This window comes from Shimia gijangensis (genome assembly GCF_900142085.1).
GTDB classification, from domain to species: Bacteria; Pseudomonadota; Alphaproteobacteria; order Rhodobacterales; family Rhodobacteraceae; genus Shimia; species Shimia gijangensis.
Window position 1 is genome coordinate 82,842 of record NZ_FQZQ01000010.1, and the last position, 21,280, is coordinate 104,121.

General features: G+C 55.3%; 21 protein-coding genes and 1 other RNA gene. 13 read left to right on the forward strand and 9 right to left on the reverse strand.

The window, feature by feature from the left end; genetic code table 11:
- The first annotated feature begins 37 nt into the window (after positions 1–37).
- From BUC32_RS10355 to BUC32_RS10365, 3 genes are all read left to right on the forward strand, one after another.
- Positions 38–583, forward strand: a complete 546-nt coding sequence (locus BUC32_RS10355; RefSeq protein ID WP_073252284.1) for a F0F1 ATP synthase subunit B' — start codon at positions 38–40, stop codon at positions 581–583.
- Positions 584–588: 5 nt separating this feature from the next.
- Positions 589–1,146, forward strand: coding sequence for a F0F1 ATP synthase subunit B (locus tag BUC32_RS10360; RefSeq protein WP_073252286.1), 558 nt, complete (start codon positions 589–591; stop codon positions 1,144–1,146).
- Positions 1,147–1,400: 254 nt separating this feature from the next.
- A complete protein-coding gene (locus BUC32_RS10365) occupies positions 1,401–1,787 on the forward strand; it encodes a hypothetical protein (RefSeq protein ID WP_073252287.1) in 387 nt (128 codons plus the stop codon).
- Between the two features lie 16 nt (positions 1,788–1,803).
- Here the strand turns inward: BUC32_RS10365 and BUC32_RS10370 are convergent, their stop codons facing one another.
- On the reverse strand, positions 1,804–2,442 hold the full coding sequence (locus tag BUC32_RS10370; RefSeq protein WP_073252289.1) for a ribonuclease T2 family protein: 639 nt from the start codon (positions 2,440–2,442) through the stop codon (positions 1,804–1,806).
- A 132-nt stretch (positions 2,443–2,574) separates the two neighbouring features.
- On the opposite strand from BUC32_RS10370, the gene BUC32_RS10375 reads away from it, so the two are divergent.
- Positions 2,575–3,324: a DUF1013 domain-containing protein gene (locus BUC32_RS10375; RefSeq protein ID WP_073252291.1), complete on the forward strand. Its 750-nt coding sequence runs from the start codon at positions 2,575–2,577 to the stop codon at positions 3,322–3,324.
- 23 nt (positions 3,325–3,347) lie between these two features.
- Here BUC32_RS10375 and BUC32_RS10380 read toward each other — a convergent pair whose 3' ends face one another.
- The 4 genes from BUC32_RS10380 to BUC32_RS10395 form a co-directional block, all read right to left on the reverse strand.
- A complete protein-coding gene (locus BUC32_RS10380; protein ID WP_073252293.1) occupies positions 3,348–4,298 on the reverse strand; it encodes a DMT family transporter in 951 nt (316 codons plus the stop codon).
- A gap of 68 nt (positions 4,299–4,366) precedes the next feature.
- Positions 4,367–4,957 carry a recombination mediator RecR gene (gene recR / locus BUC32_RS10385; protein WP_073252295.1) on the reverse strand — a complete coding sequence of 197 codons (591 nt, stop codon included), beginning with the start codon at positions 4,955–4,957 and terminating at the stop codon, positions 4,367–4,369.
- Positions 4,958–5,044: 87 nt separating this feature from the next.
- Positions 5,045–5,389 carry a YbaB/EbfC family nucleoid-associated protein gene (locus BUC32_RS10390; RefSeq protein WP_073252297.1) on the reverse strand — a complete coding sequence of 115 codons (345 nt, stop codon included), beginning with the start codon at positions 5,387–5,389 and terminating at the stop codon, positions 5,045–5,047.
- Positions 5,390–5,572: 183 nt separating this feature from the next.
- Positions 5,573–7,324 (reverse strand): DNA polymerase III subunit gamma/tau, encoded by a 1,752-nt coding sequence (locus BUC32_RS10395; RefSeq protein ID WP_073252299.1) that lies wholly within the window; start codon positions 7,322–7,324, stop codon positions 5,573–5,575.
- A gap of 192 nt (positions 7,325–7,516) precedes the next feature.
- Between BUC32_RS10395 and ypfJ the strand changes: the two genes are divergently transcribed.
- Together ypfJ and BUC32_RS10405 are read left to right on the forward strand one after the other, a co-directional pair.
- Entirely contained in the window at positions 7,517–8,353 is an 837-nt protein-coding gene (ypfJ, locus tag BUC32_RS10400) for a KPN_02809 family neutral zinc metallopeptidase (RefSeq protein WP_073252305.1), read from the forward strand.
- Positions 8,350–8,829, forward strand: a complete 480-nt coding sequence (locus BUC32_RS10405) for a dual specificity protein phosphatase family protein (protein WP_073252307.1) — start codon at positions 8,350–8,352, stop codon at positions 8,827–8,829. The genes ypfJ and BUC32_RS10405 overlap by 4 nt, the downstream gene beginning before the upstream one ends.
- 3 nt (positions 8,830–8,832) lie before the next feature.
- Here BUC32_RS10405 and rsgA read toward each other — a convergent pair whose 3' ends face one another.
- The 3 genes from rsgA to BUC32_RS10420 all read right to left on the reverse strand — a co-directional run bounded on the left by rsgA (position 8,833) and on the right by BUC32_RS10420 (position 12,038).
- Complete coding sequence (gene rsgA / locus BUC32_RS10410; protein ID WP_245815163.1) at positions 8,833–9,867, reverse strand: ribosome small subunit-dependent GTPase A; 1,035 nt, start codon at positions 9,865–9,867, stop codon at positions 8,833–8,835.
- 145 nt (positions 9,868–10,012) lie between these two features.
- Positions 10,013–10,111, reverse strand: an RNA gene (ffs, locus tag BUC32_RS10415) — signal recognition particle sRNA small type.
- A gap of 40 nt (positions 10,112–10,151) precedes the next feature.
- Positions 10,152–12,038, reverse strand: coding sequence for a bifunctional 2',3'-cyclic-nucleotide 2'-phosphodiesterase/3'-nucleotidase (locus tag BUC32_RS10420; RefSeq protein ID WP_073252311.1), 1,887 nt, complete (start codon positions 12,036–12,038; stop codon positions 10,152–10,154).
- A 209-nt stretch (positions 12,039–12,247) separates the two neighbouring features.
- Between BUC32_RS10420 and nudC the strand changes: the two genes are divergently transcribed.
- On the forward strand, positions 12,248–13,216 hold the full coding sequence (gene nudC / locus BUC32_RS10425; protein ID WP_073252313.1) for an NAD(+) diphosphatase: 969 nt from the start codon (positions 12,248–12,250) through the stop codon (positions 13,214–13,216).
- 46 nt (positions 13,217–13,262) lie between these two features.
- Positions 13,263–13,730 carry an SRPBCC family protein gene (locus tag BUC32_RS10430; RefSeq protein WP_073252315.1) on the forward strand — a complete coding sequence of 156 codons (468 nt, stop codon included), beginning with the start codon at positions 13,263–13,265 and terminating at the stop codon, positions 13,728–13,730.
- 6 nt (positions 13,731–13,736) lie between these two features.
- On the opposite strand, the gene BUC32_RS10435 is transcribed toward BUC32_RS10430, so the two are convergent.
- The gene (locus BUC32_RS10435; protein WP_073252317.1) at positions 13,737–14,573 is read right to left on the reverse strand and encodes a prephenate dehydratase; all 837 of its coding nucleotides are present in this window, start codon (positions 14,571–14,573) and stop codon (positions 13,737–13,739) included.
- A 120-nt stretch (positions 14,574–14,693) separates the two neighbouring features.
- Here BUC32_RS10435 and BUC32_RS10440 point away from each other — a divergent pair, with 120 nt between their 5' ends.
- The 5 genes from BUC32_RS10440 (at position 14,694) to BUC32_RS10465 (ending at position 21,212) form a co-directional block, all read left to right on the forward strand.
- Entirely contained in the window at positions 14,694–15,224 is a 531-nt protein-coding gene (locus BUC32_RS10440) for a c-type cytochrome (RefSeq protein ID WP_073252319.1), read from the forward strand.
- 251 nt (positions 15,225–15,475) lie between these two features.
- The gene (locus BUC32_RS10450; RefSeq protein ID WP_073252323.1) at positions 15,476–17,410 is read left to right on the forward strand and encodes an extracellular solute-binding protein; all 1,935 of its coding nucleotides are present in this window, start codon (positions 15,476–15,478) and stop codon (positions 17,408–17,410) included.
- Positions 17,411–17,417: 7 nt separating this feature from the next.
- Entirely contained in the window at positions 17,418–18,521 is a 1,104-nt protein-coding gene (locus BUC32_RS10455; RefSeq protein WP_073252325.1) for a microcin C ABC transporter permease YejB, read from the forward strand.
- 4 nt (positions 18,522–18,525) lie between these two features.
- Positions 18,526–19,632, forward strand: a complete 1,107-nt coding sequence (locus BUC32_RS10460; protein WP_073252327.1) for an ABC transporter permease — start codon at positions 18,526–18,528, stop codon at positions 19,630–19,632.
- Positions 19,629–21,212, forward strand: a complete 1,584-nt coding sequence (locus BUC32_RS10465) for an ABC transporter ATP-binding protein (protein WP_073252329.1) — start codon at positions 19,629–19,631, stop codon at positions 21,210–21,212. Before BUC32_RS10460 ends, BUC32_RS10465 begins: the two co-directional genes overlap by 4 nt.
- Positions 21,213–21,280: the final 68 nt, after the last annotated feature.

A 21,280-nucleotide genomic window follows, 5' to 3' on the forward strand; every position in this document is an offset into this window, starting at 1 on the left:
CCGCCCGTAATCAAACGGAAGTTCCCAGGAGGACGACATGGCGACCGAAACGCACGAAGCCACAAGCCACGCCGCAGATGCAGCCGCATCCGCGCCCGGCATGCCACAGCTCGATTTTTCGAACTGGGGAAACCAGATTTTCTGGCTGATGATCACGCTTGTCGCGATCTACTTCGTCCTGTCGCGCATCGCGCTACCGCGCATCGCTGCGGTTCTGGCCGAGCGCCAGGGGACAATTACAAATGACATCGCCGCAGCCGAAGGGCTGAAGGTGAAAGCCGCCGAAGCGGAAGAGGCCTATAACAAGGCGCTCGCAGATGCCCGTGCTCAAGCACAGGCCATCGTCGCAGAAGCAAAGGCCGAGATTCAGGTCGAACTGGATGCAGCAATCGCCAAGGCGGATGCAGAGATTGCCGCCAAGGCAGCCGAGTCGGAAAAGGCAATTGCCGAAATCCGCGCTGGTGCACTGGTCGCTGTCAAAGAAGTTGCATCTGATACGGCCACCGAGATCGTCTCGACGCTGGGTGGCAAAGCAGACGTCAAGGCCGTAGGCGCCGCTGTCGACACACGGATCAAGGGGTAAGGATCATGCGTAAACTAGCAATTCTCCTCGCCCTCACCGCTGCCAGCCCGGCATTTGCCGCAAGCGGTCCTTTCTTCTCGCTGCACAACACCAATTTTATCGTGTTGATGGCGTTCATTCTGTTCATCCTTGTTCTGATGAAGTTCAAGGTGCCCGGTATGCTGGGTGGAATGCTGGACAAGCGTTCCGAAGGCATTCAGAGCGAACTGGATGAAGCCCGTGCCCTGCGCGAAGAGGCCCAGACCATTCTGGCGTCTTATGAGCGCAAGCAAAAAGAAGTTCAGGAACAAGCTGACCGTATCGTTGAGCACGCCAAGTCCGAAGCTGCCACCGCAGCCGAGCTGGCCAAGGAAGATCTGAAATCTTCGATTGCGCGCCGTCTGGCCGCCGCTGAAGATCAGATCAAATCTGCTCAGGATGGTGCCGTCAAAGAAGTGCGCGATCAGGCCATCACCATCGCAATTGGTGCCGCCAAAGATGTGATCGCCAAGCAGATGACGGCAGCACAAGGCAACAAGCTGATCGAAGATGCGATCGCAGATGTAGATGCCAAGCTGCACTAAGCTTTGACATCGGCACAGAATTAGAAAAACCCGGTCCATGTGACCGGGTTTTTTGTTTTGCTGTCCTGCACGCAGAAGAACTTCTGAAAGAAAAGTTAACAAATCTACCGCAATTGTTTTGTACAAAACGGATATTTGCTCTGAAAATTTTGTACAAAATGGACATTTTGCCGATTGTCCTAGATCCGCCCCGTTCCTGCCAAAATGGTGTGTTCCTCTGCTGCAAGCGACAGATTCGACAGAAAGCAGAGACTATGAAGAAACTTATTTTGTTAGCAGGCGTATTGACCGTGGCCGGATGTTCGAACCCGAACACACTGCAGGTAACGACCGCACCCGCCACGCCCGAGCCGCGCGAGGTTTTCTATGCCAAGAACATTGTGGCGGCGGAAACCGCAAACCCGAACGGCGCCAAATTTGATGATTTTAAGGCCTATCAACTGAGCAACGGCGACAGGGTCTATTGCGGGCAGATGAATGCGATGGACGAAGTTGGCGGCTATCTGGGCTACCAACCGTTTTATATCCGGCGCAGCGGTAGTACCATTAAATCAGTGCATTACACTGAAAAATCAGCGGATTTCGCAGACAAGAAATGCACCGAGGCCCGCAATGGCGGCTTGATGATCAGCCCTGACTGATTGGCGACAGGGTCAATTAGCGCACCGGGTCAAACAGGGCATCCTTTAGCGAACAGTCCCGGATCACATCCCGACCGCAAGGCACCGGGGTGAGGTCGCGCGACAGACAGACGCGGGCTTCCTGAATGAAACCATCGCGGCAGGTGATCGTCAGCATGTCTTTCTCAAGCTGTGGATTGGCCTTGAGAAAGGCATCCTCCACCACTGATGCGGGCAGTCTGACGGGTTTGTCCAGTTTGCGAAAAATGGCCGGGCGGGTCACGCTTCCATAGGCCTTGCGGGACAAGGCGTAATAGTCTTCGGCGGACAGCCCTGAACACCGCCCATGCTTTTTCCATTGATACCAGGCAAGACCAGAAGTTCCCATAATATCAGCCATTTGTTCGGTTAAACCCCGAGGCGGATTGCGGTGGTTTGTAGTGCAATGTTCCGGCCATCCACGATGGTATTGCGGCCAAAGTCCATGCATGACCCAACCAAAATCCTCGGACGTATCGCATTGCGGAGACTGTTTTGCATCGCCTTCAATCCGGCACCAATTGGGCGACCAGCTGAGCGCCAGAACATAGTAGTCGAATTCGCCCGCTTTGTGTGTTTGGGCCATGGCTGGGGAGGCAAGCAGGATCATGCCCGCAAGGATTTTCAGGTACCGCATTCACTCTTTCCTTATCTGACAGATGCCATTATATAGGCGCCAAGTTCCCCGACAATGGAAACCCGCACCCCTCAAAAGGTGCTGCCTGCAAAGTCAGGCGCCGGGGAAGATATGTTCTAAGGAGACCTGCAAATGACCAAATTGCTGCACCCCAAGGCCACCGCTGTTTGGCTGGTAGATAACACAACGATCAGCTTCAAGCAGATTGCCGATTTTGTTGGCATGCACGAGCTGGAAGTCCAAGGCATTGCAGACGGTGATGTGGCGGCGGGCGTCAAAGGATTTGACCCGGTGACCAACCATCAGCTGGATCAGGAAGACATCGATAACGCACAAGACAATCCAGCTTTCAAACTGGTGGTTAAGTTTAACGCAGCTGCTGCCGGTGAAGATAAGCGTCGCGGACCGCGTTACACGCCTCTGTCGAAACGTCAGGACCGTCCGGCATCTATTCTGTGGCTGGTCAAATTCCACCCAGAACTGACCGACGGTCAGATCAGCAAACTGGTCGGCACCACCAAGCCCACCATTCAGGCGATCCGTGAGCGCACTCACTGGAATATCTCAAACATTCAACCAATTGATCCGGTCGCTTTGGGGCTGTGTAAACAGTCTGAATTGGATGCGGTCGTCCAGAAGGCAGCCTCCAAGAACGTTGGCGACGCTGTCATGAGCGATGACGAACGTCGTAAACTGGTGTCGACTGAACAATCTTTGGGCATGGAAGCTGAACCCAAAATCCCAACCGCGATTGAGGGTCTCGAAACCTTCTCGTTGTCGGATGATGACGATGAAGACGGCGAAGACACCACCAAGGGTGATTTCTCGGACGCGGACAGCTTCTTTAACCTGCCATCTGGCGACGGTGAAGAGCAGCCTTAATCAAAGTGGATTAGGCCTAAGTTTCAAAGCCCCGGTGCGGATTTCGCGTCGGGGCTTTTTCGTTTGACGGACAATGCTCCGGCCATAGTGATCAAAGCGATGCCGGCAAAGGCACCCATGCTCGGAACCTCGCCAATAATCACCACGCCCCAGATCACGGCAAAGCCAACATAGGCAAAGTCAAAGATACCTACGATGGCGGGTGGCCCCTTTTGATAGGCAATTGCGGCCCCGAGGCTACCAATCAAAATCGAAGTGGCGAGGATGGTCATCGCCAGCCAAGCCAAGCCTGACATGGGGCTCCACTGGCTGAGAAAAAAGCCGCCGTCTGTCGCGTTTGGCGAAAGGCTGACCAAGAGTGACATGACGCCACCGACCACAACAAAGCTAACATTCAACCCAACCGCCAAGGTCATCGGATGTTCCCCCTGACATTTGCTGCGCGTGAGGATCATGGCCAACGCATAAAGCATCGCTGAGATAAGCGGCAGCAGGGCGTAGACGCTGAAATCGCTGGCGCTGGGTTGCAGGATCAGCAGTATGCCCACAAACCCGATAGCCACCGCGATCCACCCCACACGGCTGATTTTGTCCCCCAGCAACAGGGCCGAAAACAGGGTTATAAAGAACGGTAATGTATAAAAAGCGGCGGCGGCAACGGGAAGCTGCAAATGCGGCAACGCGGTGTAATAGATCACCCACATCACCACCAACAACAGGCTTCGCAGAATGGTCCAGACCCCCCGAATAGGGCGCAGGCTGGCGCCTTTTCCGGACAAGCGATGAAGTATCAGCAACACAGGGATCGCTATCAAAGACCGCAGGAAAAAAATCTGCCAAAGGGCAAAGCTGCTGCTGGTCAATTTGATGAGGGCATCGCCAAGCGACAGCGCCAGTACCGAAAACAGAATACTGCCGATGGCCAAGGGCAGGTTGTCCCGACTGGCGCGTGGATCACTATGGGGTGGTGTCATGATATTGTCTGTTCCGACCAGCCGACCTTAGCGCCGACCAAAAGAAACACTATCACCCGTGCGCAACCTTACAAGGCGCGTCTTGCAGACAGAGCGGCGCTGATGGTGCCTTCATCAAGATAGTCCAGTTCACCCCCAACAGGCACACCTTGGGCAAGAGAGGTCAACCGAACGCGATCTTCCAGTTGATCCGCGATATAATGCGCTGTGGTCTGGCCATCGACGGTGGCATTTAACGCCAGAATAACTTCGGTGATGTTTTCGGAGGTGATCCGGTCGATTAGTTTAGGGATCGACAGGTCTTCGGGGCCAATACTGTCCAGAGCCGAAAGCGTGCCACCCAGAACATGATAGCGACCCTTGAATACCCCGGCGCGCTCCATCGCCCAGAGATCCGAGACATCCTCGACCACGCAAAGTTCACCATTGGCACGCTTTTCACTGGCGCAAATCTCACAGATATCTGTGGTGCCAACGTTGCCGCAGTTCAGGCATTCGCGGGCTGTCACGGCCACCTCTTGCATGGCGTCCGCCAAAGGGGTCAGCAAAAGGGCACGTTTGCGGATCAGATGCAGAACGGCCCGTCGCGCACTACGGGGTCCAAGGCCCGGCAGCTTGGCCATCAACTCAATCAGGGTGTCGATTTCGTTGCTGCTCATTGCCCGACCCTCTTATTGTTCCGGCAGCCATGAGGCCGCCGGTTCTGAGTATTTATACAAGCAAGAAGCCGGAACAGAGGCAAGAAATTAGAACGGCATCTTGAAATCAGCAGGCAAGCCAACGGCTTCGCTGATTTTGCCCATTTCTGACTGCGCCCGATCCGCGGCTTTGGTCTGAGCATCTTTGATCGCGGCAAGGATCAGGTCTTCGACAACTTCTTTGTCATCGCCATTAAAGATCGAAGGGTCGATGTCGAGGCCTTTAAGCTCACCCTTGGCCGAAGCCGTGGCTTTGACAAGGCCTGCACCGCTTTCACCGACAACCAGGATGTCTTGCAGATCGTCCTGCATCTGGGTCATTTTGGTTTGCAGTTCCTGCGCCTGCTTCATCATTTTGGCCATGTCGCCCATTTGGCCGAGTCCTTTAAGCATTCTGGGATCTCCTGATCGGGTAGCGTTAATGTTTGAGCCTTAAATACGGTGACCAGGCCATCGGGACAAGGCCGAGTGGCCAGATTCCTTGCGCTTGATTGATCGTGCTGAGAGAATTGATCCGGGTCCAGATGGAGGCCCCGTTTCTAATGTCTTAGCACAACCTGAGACTCGCGGGTGGGACTAGTCTTCCTCAAATGGGTCCCATTCTTCATCAACTTCGGGCAGTGCGTCCGCTTGGGCTTCGGCCACAATTTCCTGCTGGGTTTTGATGTCGATGATCTTGGCTCGCGGGAAAGCATCTTTGACCGCTTGTACCATGGGGTGTTTGAGCGCCTCGGCCTCAAGCGCGGTGCGTGCGGCGTTGCGCTTTTCAACGATGGTTTCGGTGCCACCTTCGTTCACAATGATCACGGCCCAGCGATTGCCAGTCCAGCTTTGTAGACGTGCACCAAGGCGTTGCGCGAGATCAGAGGGCGCTGTGGCGGTGGGGACAAATTCGATTCGCCCCGGACGATAAGACACCAGACGCATGTCGGCCTCGATATCCATCAAAAGCTTGCCATCGCGATTTTTACGGATCAACTCAATCACATGATCAAAGGTAGCGAACCTTGCCAGCGCCGTTTCCGGCTGTTGCGCCAAGGCCGTAACAGTGCCTCCGGGTGCGCCAGCCGTTTGTGTGGTCGACACGGCCTGGGCGCCTCTGCCGGTGCCGCCTGATGTGGGGGCTCCACCACCCGGGCCACCAGAGGGGGCAGGGGGAACGGGAGTGTCTTTCAGCTTGCGCAAAAGTTCTTCGGGGCTGGGCAGGTCAGCCACATGTGTCAGGCGGATGATCGCCATTTCGGCGGCCATCATCGCATTGGGGGCGGCAGCAACCTCTTCCAGTGCCTTGAGAAGCATCTGCCACATCCGGGTGAGCACACGCATCGGCAGTTTATGGGCCATGGTCTGACCACGGGCCCGTTCGTCCGGGCCAATGGTGGGGTCATCGGCGGCATCCGGGGTGATTTGCACCACGCTGACCCAATGGGTGATCTCGGCGAGATCGCGCAGAACCGCCATAGGGTCAGCCCCGTCTGCATACTGCGCGGACAACTCGGCCAATGCGCCGCCTGCGTCACCTTGCATGATCATGTCAAACAGATCGAGCACTCGACCCCGATCAGCCAGCCCCAGCATGGCGCGCACTTGCTCGGCGCTGGTTTCGCCTGCGCCGTGGCTGATGGCCTGATCCAGCAGGGATTGCGCGTCGCGGGCCGAACCTTCGGCGGCGCGGGTGATCAGAGCGAGCGCATCGTCAGTGATTTCCGCAGATTCAGCGATGGCAATGCGGCGCAGCATGGCAATCATGTCTTCGGGTTCTATTCGGCGCAGATCAAACCGCTGACAGCGAGACAGAACCGTTACGGGGACTTTCCGAATCTCGGTGGTGGCAAAGACAAATTTGACGTGTGCAGGAGGCTCTTCGAGGGTTTTCAGCAACGCGTTAAACGCGCTGGTTGAAAGCATGTGCACTTCGTCGATGATGTAGATTTTGTAACGCGCCGAGGCCGCGCGGTAATGTACCGAGTCGATAATCTCGCGGATATCATTCACACCTGTACGAGAGGCGGCGTCCATCTCCATCACATCGACATGACGGCCTTCCATGATCGCAACGCAGTTTTCGCATTCCCCGCAAGGTTCGGTTGTGGGGCCACCAGCGCCGTCCGGGCCGATACAATTCATACCCTTGGCAATGATCCGTGCGGTGGTGGTTTTGCCGGTGCCGCGGATACCGGTCATGATAAAGGCTTGCGCGATGCGGTCGGCCTCAAACGCGTTTTTCAGCGTGCGCACCATTGCGTCCTGTCCGACGAGATCAGCAAAGGTCTCGGGTCGGTATTTGCGGGCGAGAACCTGATAGCCGGTGTCTTGGGTGTCGGTCATGCGGGGCCTGTCACGTTGGTGCGGGATTCGCGGTTTGAGATAAGGTATGACGGGCAGGGCGGCGCGTCTACCGAAGAACCCTGCCTTGCGTGCATTGCCCTCGCCGTACGGGTCAAGGCGCACTAAGCCTATGGGTTGATGGGGCTGCAAGGGGTGCGCTAGGTTTGCGCCAGTTTGTGAGTGAGGGAAGTTATGCGTTTACGAGGTGTGCGGAAAAGCCAGAATGTTGAGGACCGCCGCCGCTCAGGGGGTGCCAAGGGCGCCGGGATTGGCGGTGTCGGTCTGTTGGTCATTCTGGCCATCGGATATTTTGCAGGCATTGATGTGTCACCGTTGCTGAACGATATGGCCCAGCCACAGCAACAAGCCACTGGTGAATTGAGCGCCGAAGAACAAAAGGCCGGGGCGTTTAGTGCGGCCGTACTGGGGTCTACCGAAGAGGTTTGGGATCAGGTGTTTTCTGAGCAATTGGGGCGCAGCTATACCCCACCTGTTCTGGTGCTGTTTTCTGGCACGACCCAAAGCCCCTGCGGTGGTGCCAGCGGGGCCACGGGACCGTTTTACTGTCCCGGTGACCGCAAAGCCTATCTGGACACGCAATTCTTTGCGACTTTGCCGCGCCAGCTGGGGGCCAAAGGCGATTTTGCTGCCGCTTATGTGATTGCTCATGAGGTCGCCCATCATGTGCAAAACGAATTGGGTATCCTTTCCAAGGTGCATCAAGCACGTCAGCAATCCAGCAAGCGGGACGCCAATGCGCTAACTGTGCGGCTTGAGTTGCAGGCCGATTGCCTTTCCGGTGTCTGGGCGCGCGCCGTCGACGGACTGCTGGAACCCGGCGATCTGGAGGAAGCGCTGAATGCGGCGCGTATGATTGGGGACGATCACTTGCAAAAACGCGCAGGCCGGATACCACAACCACATACGTTTACCCATGGCACATCTGCCCAGAGATCACGTTGGTTCAAACGCGGATATGACAGTGGCGATGTGCAGCAATGTGATACCTTTGGGGCCAAACGCCTGTGAACTTTGTCATTACATCGTTGAGTGCTGGGCGGGGTGTGATCGGTATTTGCCCTGCTCCGGGACGGTATGGGGATTTTGCGGCCGATCTGGATACCCTTCTGGCGTGGCAACCGGCTTTGGTTTTGTCGGTGACCGAGCTTGCGGAACTTGATCGCATCGGGGCCGAAAGCTTTCCTGACAAACTGGCTCACGCAGGGATCGAATGGGCCTATCTGCCGATCCGTGATTTTGGTGCACCTGAAGGCAAGACGCTTGCTCACTGGCCAGAAACGTCTCAGCAGGTGCGGGCAACGCTCGATAAAGGAGGGCGCGTTTTAGTGCATTGCTTTGGAGGCTGTGGCCGATCCGGGATGGCCATTTTGCGTCTGCTGGTTGAGATGGGCGAGAACGGCGCTGAAGCGTTGAACCGATTGCGGGTGGTGCGGCCTTGCGCAGTGGAGACAGAGGCGCAGATGCAGTGGGCTCTGCACCTCTGAGATTTAACGCCGTCGGCCGTGCTTATCTTTCATCGCGGAGCGCACCATTTTCCCAAAGTTACGGTCATTTCTGTGTGCTTCATGTAGCGTGGCACTGTTGTGGGCATCTTCCCGCAACAGTTTGCGCCACCGATCAAGGCGATCGGGTGTGAGTTCACCCCTTTCAACTGCGTTCAGAACGGCGCAATCAGGTTCGGTTTCATGGGCGCAGTTTGAAAACCGGCAATTGCGCGCCAGATCTTCAATGTCGCCAAACACCGCCTCAATGCCTTCGGACGCATCGGCAAGGCGCAGAGCGCGCATGCCGGGCGTGTCGATCAGCCATCCACCAAAACGGGTTCGAAACAGTTCGCGAACCGTTGTGGTATGGCGACCCTTGGCATCATCTTCGCGGATCGCCTGTGTCTCGATCTGAGAGGCCGTTAGTGCGTTGGATAAGGTTGATTTCCCCACACCTGAGGAGCCCAGCAAGGCAATCGTCTGACCGTCTTTGCACCAAGGCGCCAACAATTCGGCCTCGTCCGCCGCAGTGGCATTCAATGCCAGCGCTGTCACCAAAGGCGAAAGGCGTTCAGCCCGGCGCACGTAATCACGCGGGTCGTCGCATAGGTCGGATTTTGTCAGAACCACAAGCGGCAGGCAGCCAGAGGTCAGCGCCAGCGCAAGATAGCGTTCCAAACGAGCTTCGTTGAAGTCAGCATTGCAAGATGAGACGATGGCCAGCGTGTCAACATTCGCAGCGATCAACTGCGTTTCAACGCCGGTGCCCGCTGCGCGGCGTTCAAGGTTCGTGTGTGGCGTCAGTCGACGCTCAATACTCACATGATCTGTGGTCAAAATCACCCAGTCGCCGACGGCAAAATGAGATGTTTGAGCGTCAGATGGCGCAAGTACCGTCAAAGGGCCGTCTGTTGTCAGAACGAAAACCCTGTCGCGGGCAATAGAGGTGACGCGGGCGGCGTGGCAAAGATCATCATCGTCGCATTGGGCGGCGAAGTGGGGCGACCATCCAAGGTCGGTCAGTGTAAAATTGGTCAATGGGGTATTCCCGATACGTGTCATAGTCGAGCCTGACCCAAAAGGTGCAGGCTGGCAATAAACGGTCGGACGGTCGCGATGGTAATTATGCGGCGACGGCCCGGAAGGGTGCTACATTCTCCATGTATCCTCCGGGGATTGTATTGGGTGAGAGGCTGGACATCGACCCAAGCGGGGCTCGTTGTGGCTGCTTCCTTCCGGATCTGACCAGGTTGGCGAGGCGCCTGCCCGCGCCAACCTCTCAACCGACGATATAATCGCCACAGAGTAAGGATGCAAGCCGCCTAAAGGTTCATCGACAGGCGCATGCGCAAGAAACCGTCGTGCGTCGGGCCGATTTCTTCCAATCCGGGAATGCTCAGTTGATTTAGAAAGGGTTTTACGCCGGGCCCCGTGTCAAATACGACCGAAGCGCCTGCAATGGGCAAAAAGCTCCAGGGTGACGGGGGCAGGGCATCCAAAGACAGAGGTCTGGCCACGGTTTCTGCCAGCAGATCGCGGATTTTGGTATCGCTTTGAAAGACGATTCGGTCCGGTGTGACATGAGGAAACCCTCCGCCTCCGCCTGATCGGTAATTGTTCACGGCCAGAACAAAGCTTTGCTTGGAGTCAATTGCTGTGCCGTGGTGTCGAATGTTACGGACGCGTCTGGTCTCAGGATTGATCTCATGTCCATTCGGATCAAATCGCGGTGGGAGGCTCAGATCGATCTCATAGGTTAGACCAAATATTGTGTCACTGTTGTACGGTGGAAAGTCATCATTTCGCAAAGGTTGTTCTGAACAATCTGGCAGCACCTGATTGTAGATGCTGGCAGACATTTCCAGCCAATCGACAATTTCGCACCCGGTGAGTTGCAGAGCGCTGACATCGTTTGGAAAGAACTGAATGTCAGAGATATTGCGCAGGGCGATTGGGCCGGCAGGAATGTGGGTGAAGTGGCCCGACCCGCTACGCCCACCGCATTTTTGCGGGGCGGCGGCGGACAAAAGTGGCAGGTTCGCAAGCGAAGTCCCTTTTAGTTGGCTACGCAGATATTTGGCCTGCGCATGTGCCACCAAACGCACAGACGTGCATCCGGGCAGCAAAGAAAAATAGCTGTGTATAGGAAAGGGCACTTCTCCCAAGGGCTCTCGCACCCGCGACAGGACCCATTCATGCGCCGGGGTTAGGCGGGCCACGATGTTAGGATCTTCTGCAAGCAGCTTTGCACCGGTTCCTGGGATAAGTTCAGCCGCATGAGACCGGACATTCCAGGAGGCCCCTGATTTTTCAAGAACCAGGTCAATTTTCCCTAAGTAGGCGGCCGCCGATCCGGGCATGACAGTGGGCACACCGGCGATAGTGCCTGCTCGTTCCCGGATTTCCGGATGATCTGGTTGATCTGTTTCCGGAAACCGAAGGTGTGAGTGCCCGAGGATCAGCGCGTCGATCCCTTCAATGCCTGCAATATAAAGCCCGGCGTTTTCCATGTTGCCCTGTCGGGTGTCGTTGGACACCCCCGTATGGGCAAGGCCAATCACGACATCTGCACCCTGATCGCGCAAATCCTGCACCGCCACCTGAGCGGCATCGACGCTGTCTTGCGCTGAAATTTTGCCGGACACCCGCGAATAGTCCCAATTCAGGACCTGAGGTGGCAAAACACCGAACAGCCCGATCCTGACTGTTTGCAATTGTCCCGACTGATCCTGAATCTGAGGTTCTAAAATCACATGGCTTTGCCACAAATTTTTCAGAAATTGCTCGTCTGGATCAACCGGTGTGAGGTTGGCACAAAGCAGGGGGAATTGCATTTCTCTGAGGATGGCGCTCAATCGGTCAAGCGGCACGTTGAACTCATGGTTGCCCAACGCCGCTGCGTCATAGTCCAGAGCATTCATCGCTTCGACCACAGGGTGTGAGACCGTTTCAGGGGGTGTCTGATCGGTGAATACATCGGCCAGCGGTGTGCCCTGCAGAAAATCTCCATTGTCGACCAGAATGACATTCTGGTTTTTTGATCGTTCCGAGGCGATCAAAGTGGCGAGGCGCGAAAGGGCCGATTTTTCTTTTGCAGGGTGGTCGCTGTAATAATCGTAGGCAAGCAAATGGGCGTGCACGTCTGTTGTTGCAAGCAAAGTCAGTCTGATATCATTTGAATTGATTTTGGAAGAGTCAGGTTCGGGCACGATGTCTCGTTCGGGATAAAGTTATGAAAACACAGCGAATACTTGCAAGGCACTTCGCGCAAGGGAGCATTCGTAGGCGCGTAATACAAGGGAGATTTGGTTCTTTTTTTAAATTCCGCAGAGAAGTGACACCTCCCTTGGGCTGACGAAGCATTGCCGCAGCACCATTTCCGTGGCAAGCCCGTTGAGGGTTTACGAAGGGTTAAGGCATGCGGCACGCAGAGACAGTGACATTTGGCGGTTCTGGTTTGGACCGCGCAGCAGAGTTGCGCGGCAATCCCGAAGCACTGGAAAAGGCCCTGGCAGAACCAGAGGCAACGGTGATCGTTCTTTGGCGTGGTAAGCCTCTTTTGGCGGGTGCTGATCGCGACATGCTGGCGCGGTTGCCAGCGGGCCATCCAATTCTGGCCGAAGCGCGTATGCCGCCGATTTACTTGGGCCGAGATGGAAGCGGACATTGTTTTGCGTTCGACATATCAAGCTGGAAACCGGATGATTTGGACACGGAGGCATTGGGCAGTTTTCTGGACCAGAGCGAGCAACATCACCCTGCCTTGTCAGCGGAACAGGTATTTTGCGAGCTGCGGGGGGTCATGACGCGACTGGATCAGCGTGACGCGGAACTGGCGGCAACGGCCAAAGCGGTCCTAAGTTGGCATAGGTCGCACCGGTTCTGCGCGGTTTGTGGCCATGAAAGTGAAATGGCTATGGCTGGCTGGCAGCGCAATTGCCCGTCTTGCAACAGTAGCCATTTTCCCCGCACTGATCCTGTTGTCATCATGCTGATCACCCACGGAAACAAGGTCCTGATGGGACGCTCACCGATTTGGCCAGAAGGAATGTATTCATTGCTGGCGGGATTTGTGGAACCGGGGGAAACTCTTGAAGCTGCCGTACGGCGAGAGGTGATGGAGGAAGCGGGCATTACAGTTGGTGCGGTCGAATACCTGTCCAGCCAGCCTTGGGCGTTTCCGTCTTCCTTGATGTTTGGCTGCCGAGGGGATGCCGTGACTGAGGAAATCACACTGGATCCTGTTGAGCTTGAAGACGCCATTTGGGTAAACCGCGAAGACATGATGCAGGCATTCTCTGGGAGGCACCCGGTCCTGAAACCTGCGCGAAAAGGGGCCATTGCGCATTTTTTACTGCGCAACTGGCTTGCGGATCGGTTGGATTAAGGCGTAACTGAAATCCAAAGGTGAACGACCAGTAGGATTAGCTGAGATGGATTTCGGGGCCCAGGAAAATATCGATGTACCAATCGATAAGGTTTTCGAAATGCTCACGGATTTTGAACGTCACGAACGGTCAGCGATGCGCCGTGGGGCAGACGTTGTTCGAACGGATAACCTGAAAACCCCCGGTGTCGGGGCGTCCTGGAAAATCGTGTTTCCCTTTCGTGGTAAGGACCGAAAGCTGGATCTTGAAGTGATTGAATTTGATCACCCGTATGACATGACCCTTCAGGCTAAGATGCAAGGACTCGATGCCCGGATCAGCCTGCAGCTGGTGGCGTTGTCGCGGACGTTGACGCGCCTGAACGTGGAAACGAATTTGGCGCCGCAGACCCTGTCTGCCCGACTTTTGGTGCAGTCCTTTAAGCTGGCCAAAGGCAACATCAATAAACGCTTTAATCAACGTCTGGCAACACAGGCGCGCGATATGGAAGAGCGGTTTACCCGACTGGCGTAACGCCGCTTAAGTGTGGCGAAGCTTCACCGCGGGATAGACCCCGAGAATGGTCAGTGAGTTGGTGAAGTACTCCAGCTCTTCCAGAGCGCGACGCACAGGTGCATCGTCAGGATGACCTTCGATGTCGGCATAAAACCGGGTCGCGGTGAAGGACCCGTCCACCATATAGCTTTCCAGTTTGGTCATGTTGACGCCATTGGTGGCAAACCCGCCCATGCCTTTGTAAAGCGCGGCGGGAATGTTGCGCACTTCAAAGACAAATGTGGTCATCATTCCCAACTCGCCGCGCCGGGTGTGGTTGGGCTCGTTCGACATGATAACAAACCGAGTCGTGTTGTGGCCGTGGTCTTCGATATCGGTGGCAAGCACCTCAAGCCCATAGATATCAGCCGCCAGCTGAGAGGCCAAAACGCCTTCGTTGCGGCGTTTGGATTCGACAAGCTCTTTGGCGGCACCGGCGCTGTCCGCTGCGGAAATGCCATGAATATTATGTTTGGCCAGAAAGTTTGAAGATTGCGGCAGCAACACCAGATGCGCGCGCACAGTGTCAATTTCGTTAAGAGCGACACCAGGCAGACCCATCAGGCTGATCCGGACACGCACAAAGGCTTCCTCGACGATGTGCAGGCCGCTTTCGGGAAGAAGGCGGTGAATGTCGGCAACCCGCCCATAGGTTGAGTTCTCGATCGGCAGCATGGCAAGGTCAGCGTCGCCCGAACGGACAGCATTGATCACGTCTTCAAAAGACTGGCAGGGCAGGGCTTCCATATCGGGACGGGCTTCGTGGCAGGCCTGATGTGAATAGGCTCCGGGCTCTCCCTGAAATGCGATACGTTTGGTCATCTCGTGTCTTTTCCGCCAAATTGCTTAACAAAGGTCGTTTCGTCGCGGTAACTATACCTTGCGTTTAACGAGAGGAAGCGGATAGATACCCGGCAAAACGCCACGAGACGGAAACGTAGCATGTTTGACACGATGACAATGACCAAAGCCCTTGGCGCACTGTGCGGGGCCCTTTTGATTTTCTTGCTGGGCGGATGGGCCGGCGAAACCCTGTATCACGTTGGTGGCGGTGGCCATGGCGATCACGCCGAACAGGCTTATGTGATCGAAGTGGAAGGCGCTGACGACCATGGCGACGACCATGCTGTTGAAGAAGGCCCTTCATTGGAAGAACTGATGGCAGCGGCGGACGTCGAAAAAGGTGCCAAGGCGTTTTCGAAGTGCAAAGCCTGTCATAAGCTGGAAGACGGCGCCAATGGCACCGGTCCACACTTGTTTGGTGTTGTCGACCGTGCAGTTGGATCGATCGATGGCTTTAAGTATTCCGGCAACCTTGTTGCCGTCGCGGACGTCTGGTCTGCTGAGAACCTAAACGGTTTCCTGGAAAACCCCAAAAAATTCGCTCCGGGCACCAAGATGTCCTTTGCAGGCTTCAAGAAAGCCACTGATCGCGCCAATATCATCGCGTACCTGAGCACAATCGGAAACTGATCCAGTTCACCGACCAAGTTTCAAAGCCGCTGCGAGATCGCAGCGGCTTTTCTTTTGGTTGCAGGGGCCTTGCCCCTCTTGGTTGTTGGCCAATTCACCCCAGGATATTTGGGACCAGATGATGAATTGGGGGTGCGGACCGAAATCACGCCTTATTGACGCAATCGCACCTTGAATGTGTAGGGGAAGGCCCATTAGCTTGAGACACAACTAAAGTGACACAAATCGTCCGACAGTTCAGAGGAAGAGCCATGCCCAGATCCCGTGTTCTTGCAGCCGAAAAGCCTTTTTCGCACATGTTAGGCCGATGGTTGATTGCCGGGTTGAGTGCGTTGGCATTGATGATTGCAGCAGGCCAGAGCCGCGCCGAGGAAGAAAAGATCATCAAAAGTCATGGGTATTCTTATTTTGGCGATCTGACGTATTCGGCGAATTATACGCATTTTGACTATGTGAACCCGGAAGCCCCTAAAGGGGGGGAAATCGCGCTTTGGGCGCCGGGCACGTTTGATTCCATGAATCCCTATTCGCGCAAAGGGCGCGCTGGGCGTTATAGCTGGATGATGTATGAAAGCCTGTTGGGCGACGCGCCGACAGGCGGTGGGATGCCTGCCGATGTGTATGGCGAATCTTATGGGCTTTTGGCCGAACGTCTTGAGTATGACGAGGGCAAGACCTGGGTGATTTTTTACATGCGTCCCGAAGCGGTGTTTTCTGATGGCACACCCGTGACTGCGCACGACGTTGTGTTTAGTCACAACCTGTTGATCAACCAAGGGCTGCCGTCTTATGGGCAGGCCGTGAAAAAGCGGGTGCTGACGGCCGAAGCTCTGGACGATCACACCGTCAAATTCACCTTTGCCACAGAGATGTCGCGGCGTAGCTTGATTGATCAGGTGGGCGGAGTGCCTGTGTATTCAAAGGCCTGGTACGATGAAACTGGCGCGCGTTTGGACGAGCCCCGACTTGAGACCTCTCCGGGGTCAGGTCCGTATATGATCGACAGCTATGATGTGAACCGCCGGATTATCTACAAACGCAACCCTGACTACTGGGGCTGGCATTTGCCAATCAACAAGGGGCGGCACAACTTTGATCGCATTCGCATCGAGTATTTCGCAGATGATTCTGCAGCTTTCGAGGCGTTCAAGGCAGGCGAGTATACATTCCGCCAGGAAGGCAACTCCAAGCAGTGGGCCACGGGATATGAGTTTCCCGGGATCGAAAAAGGTTGGGTGAAGAAGGCAGAATTGCCGGATGGCACGCCTCCGTCACCGACGGGAATCGTGTTCAACCTTGGCAAAGAGCCTTTGAAAGATCGCCGTGTTCGTGAAGCAATTTCGTTGGGATACAATTTTGAATGGACCAATGAGTCGCTGCAATTTGGATTGTTCAAACAGCGTCATTCCTTTGTGCAGGGCGCACCTCATGAAGCCATGGGTCTACCCGAAGGTAAAGAACTGGCCTTGTTTGACAGTCTTGGTGATCTGGTACCCGAGGGCATTTTGAATGAACCTGTCGTAAGCGCCCATGAATCCAGCCCCAAGCGCGAAGTCGATCGTCGTAATCTTCGCAAGGCTATGGGGCTGCTGGATGAGGCGGGCTGGGATGTCGGGGACGATGGTATGCGCCGCAACACGAACGGCCAATTGCTGAAGCTGAATTTCCCAATCCCGACCTCGTCGTCGGCCACTTTGGGCGCGTTTGTCGAAGTCTTTGTGCAAAACCTGCGCAAAATGGGGATCGACGCAACAGTTGAAAAGGTCGACCCTGCGCAGTTTACCTTGCGTGAGCGGGACCGGGACTATGACTTGGTTTTTGATAGCTACGTGGCGTTTTTGGACACAGGCACCGGCCTGCATCAGCGCTATGGATCTGAAGAGGCTGCCTTCAGCCTGTTCAACCCGGCGGGGCTCGCGAGCCCATTGGTCGATAGGATAATCGACATCTCGCTGGAAACTGAGACTCGTGAAGATCGCGATGTGGCATTGATGGCGCTGGACCGCGTGTTGCGTTGGGAGCGTTTCATGATCCCGGTCTGGTACAATGACAGCACTTGGGTGGCCTATTTCGATCAATATGAATACCCCGATCCATTGCCGCGTTATGCGCTGGGCGAATTGGATTTCTGGTGGTTCAATGCAGAAAAGGCGGCCAAGCTAAAGGCCGCCGGTGCGCTGAGGTAGATCGCGCATGGGCGCTTATATTCTAAGACGGCTGTTGCTGATCATCCCAACATTGCTTGGGATCATGATCATCAATTTTACGCTGGTACAGTTTGTTCCCGGTGGCCCGGTGGAACAGGTGATTGCGCAAATTCAAGGACAAGGCGATGCGTTCGAAGGATTTGCTGGAAGCGGGCAGGATGCAGGCAACCTGCAAACTGAGGAATTTACGGGCAGTTCTGGTGGCAGCAAATATGTTGGCGGTCAGGGGCTGCCGCCAGAATTCATTGCGCAGTTAGAAAAAGAGTTTGGGTTCGACAAACCGCCGCTTGAGCGGTTTTTCACGATGATGGGTAACTATTTGCGCCTGGATTTTGGCGAAAGCTATTTCCGCAAAATAAGTGTTACCGATCTTGTGCTGGAAAAGATGCCGGTGTCGATTACCCTTGGGCTTTGGTCGACATTGATTGCCTACCTGATCTCGATCCCCTTGGGCATTCGCAAGGCGGTCCGTGATGGGTCAAGTTTTGATACCTGGACATCGGGTGTGATCATTGTGGCCTATGCTATCCCCGGCTTTTTGTTTGCGATCATGTTGTTGGTGCTGTTTGCGGGCGGGTCTTACTGGAAGATATTCCCACTTCGCGGGCTCACGTCTGACAATTACGAGCAACTGACTATGATTGGTAAGGCGCTGGATTACGCATGGCACATTACATTGCCGGTTCTGGCATCAACAATCGCGGCCTTTGCAACGCTGACTTTGTTGACCAAGAACTCGTTTTTGGATGAGATCAAGAAACACTATGTGATGACCGCACGCGCCAAAGGGCTATCGGAAAATCAGGTGCTGTATGGGCATGTATTCCGCAATGCCATGCTGATTGTCATCGCGGGTTTTCCGGCAGTGTTTATCGGCGTGTTCTTTGGCGGATCGCTAATTATTGAGACGATCTTCTCACTTGATGGGTTGGGCCGATTGGGGTTCGAGGCCGCTGTGGCGCGGGACTACCCGGTGATATTTGGTACGTTGTTTATTTTTGGCCTAATTGGACTTGTGGTCGGTATCCTGTCGGACCTGATGTATGTGCTGGTTGATCCGCGGATCGACTTTGAACGGCGGGAGGGCTGAGATCATGGCTTTGTCCCCTCTGAATCAACGCCGCTGGCGTAACTTCAAACGCAATAGACGGGCCTATTGGTCTTTGATCCTGTTCTCCATCGCATTTGTGGTGACCATGTTTGCCGAAGTGCTGGCCAATGATCGCCCGATCCTGGTGCGCTATCAGGGGGAATTCTATGTGCCGGTGGCCAAGTTCTACCCGGAAACGGCCTTTGGCGGAGATTTCAAAACCGAGGCTGATTACAAAGACCCGGTGGTGCAATGCCTGATCGAAACCGGCGGGGTGGAGATTTGTCTGGATGAACCCGAAGAGGTTCTGGAACAGGTTTCCAACGACAGTTTTACGGAAGAAGGATTTCATCAGGGTTGGACGCTTTGGCCACTGATCCCTTACTCCTTTGATACGCCGGTTGATCGCCCCGGCGCGGCGCCTTTGCCTCCTAACGGCCAGAACTGGCTGGGCACGGATGATCGCAAACGCGATGTGGTGGCGCGGATCATCTATGGGTTCCGCCTGTCGATCATGTTCACCCTGATTGTGACAACTGTGGCCAGTATTGTCGGCGTCATCGCCGGAGCTGTGCAGGGATATTTTGGCGGCTGGGTTGATCTGGTGTTCCAGAGAGTGATTGAGATTTGGGGCGCGACACCACAGCTGTATGTCATCATCATTCTGTTCGCGATTCTTGGGCGAGGATTCTGGTTACTAGTCTTCGTCACGGTGCTGTTTGGATGGACCGCATTGGTGGGCGTGGTGCGCGCCGAGTTCCTGCGCGCGCGTAACCTTGAGTATGTCCGTGCTGCGCGTGCGCTCGGCGTGAGTGACCGGGTGATCATGTTCCGCCATATGTTACCCAATGCGATGGTTGCGACGCTGACGATGCTGCCGTTTATTGTAACGGGCACAATCGGCCTGTTAGCCTCGCTTGATTTTCTTGGCTATGGGTTGCCGTCGTCAGCGCCGTCGCTGGGGGAACTGACCCTTCAGGCGAAACAGAACCTGCAAGCGCCCTGGTTGGCGTTCTCGGCGTTTTTCACTTTTGCCATCATGCTGTCGCTGCTGGTCTTCATATTCGAAGGCGTGCGCGACGCATTTGACCCAAGAAAGACCTTTTCATGAGTATTCTTGAGGTCAAAGACCTGTGCGTGTCCTTCCGTCAGGACGGTAAGGGTGTGGATGCAGTCAAAGGCGTGTCTTTTACTGTAGATCGCGGAGAGACTGTGGCGTTAGTTGGTGAATCCGGGTCGGGTAAATCCGTGACAGCGCTGTCGACCGTATCGCTCTTGCCCGCAAGTGCGACCACAACCGGCAGTATCACCTATGAAGGCCAGCAGATGATTGGGGCCGATGAACGGATGCTGCGCAAGGTGCGAGGCAACGATATTTCGTTCATCTTTCAGGAGCCGATGACCTCGCTCAACCCGTTACACACGCTGGAAAAACAATTGGCCGAGTCACTGGCTTTGCATCAGGGTGTTGTCGGTGATCAAGCGCGCGGACGCATCATTGAATTGATGGAAAAGGTGGGCATTCGTAACGCCGCAAGCCGCCTTGGGGCTTATCCGCACCAGTTGTCCGGCGGCCAGCGTCAACGGGTGATGATCGCCATGGCGCTCGCCAATAAGCCGGATGTCCTGATCGCGGACGAGCCGACGACGGCGTTGGACGTAACCATTCAGGCGCAGATTCTTGAGTTGTTGGCCGAGTTGAAACGCACCGAGGATATGGGGCTTTTGTTCATCACCCATGACCTTGGCATCGTGCAAAAGATCGCCGACAAGGTTTGCGTGATGAAGGATGGAGAAATCGTGGAAGCCGGGCCTGTGGCCAAGGTCTTTGCCAACCCGCAGCACGATTACACTAAGAAATTGTTAAGTGCACGAGCCGTGGGTGTGCCGGACCCTGTGAAGCCGAACGCGCAAGTTGTGGCGCATACGGATCACCTCAAGGTTTGGTTTCCGATCCAACAGGGATTTTTTCGTAAGACTGTTGGCCATGTGAAGGCTGTTAATGATGCCAGTATCGACGTGCGTGCTGGTGAAACTCTTGGGATCGTAGGAGAATCGGGGTCAGGAAAGACCACTTTGGCGCTGGCGATCATGCGGCTGATATCGTCAGAAGGTGGCATCACCTTTGATGGTCAGGACGTGCGCAGTTGGAGCAAATCCCGGTTGCGCGATCTTCGTAAAGACATGCAGATTGTGTTTCAGGATCCATTCGGATCGCTTAGCCCGAGGATGACCTGTGAACAGATCATCGCCGAAGGGTTGGGGGTGCATGGCACACCTGATGGGCGAGATGCGCGTGATCTGGTGTCAGAAGTGATGGTCGAGGTCGGACTGGATCCGGTGCTCATGGATCGCTATCCGCATGAGTTTTCCGGTGGTCAGCGCCAACGGATCGCGATTGCGCGGGCGATGATCCTGCGACCCAAGCTGGTGGTTCTAGATGAGCCGACATCTGCCTTGGATATGACAGTTCAGGTGCAGATCGTGGATTTGCTGCGAGATTTGCAAAAGAAATATGGGTTAGCCTATCTGTTCATCAGCCATGACCTGCACGTGGTGCGTGCGATGAGCCATAAAATCATGGTGATGAAAGAGGGCGATGTGATCGAACAGGGCGAAGCGCAAGCGTTGTTTGACGCACCTCGCACCGAATACACCCGTGCCCTTTTGGCGGCGGCACCCAAAGTTTAGGGCGGTTGCCTCTGGCAGGGGTACTTTCAAAACAGTGAACCTGCGGAGCCAAAAAGCGCGCCAACCGA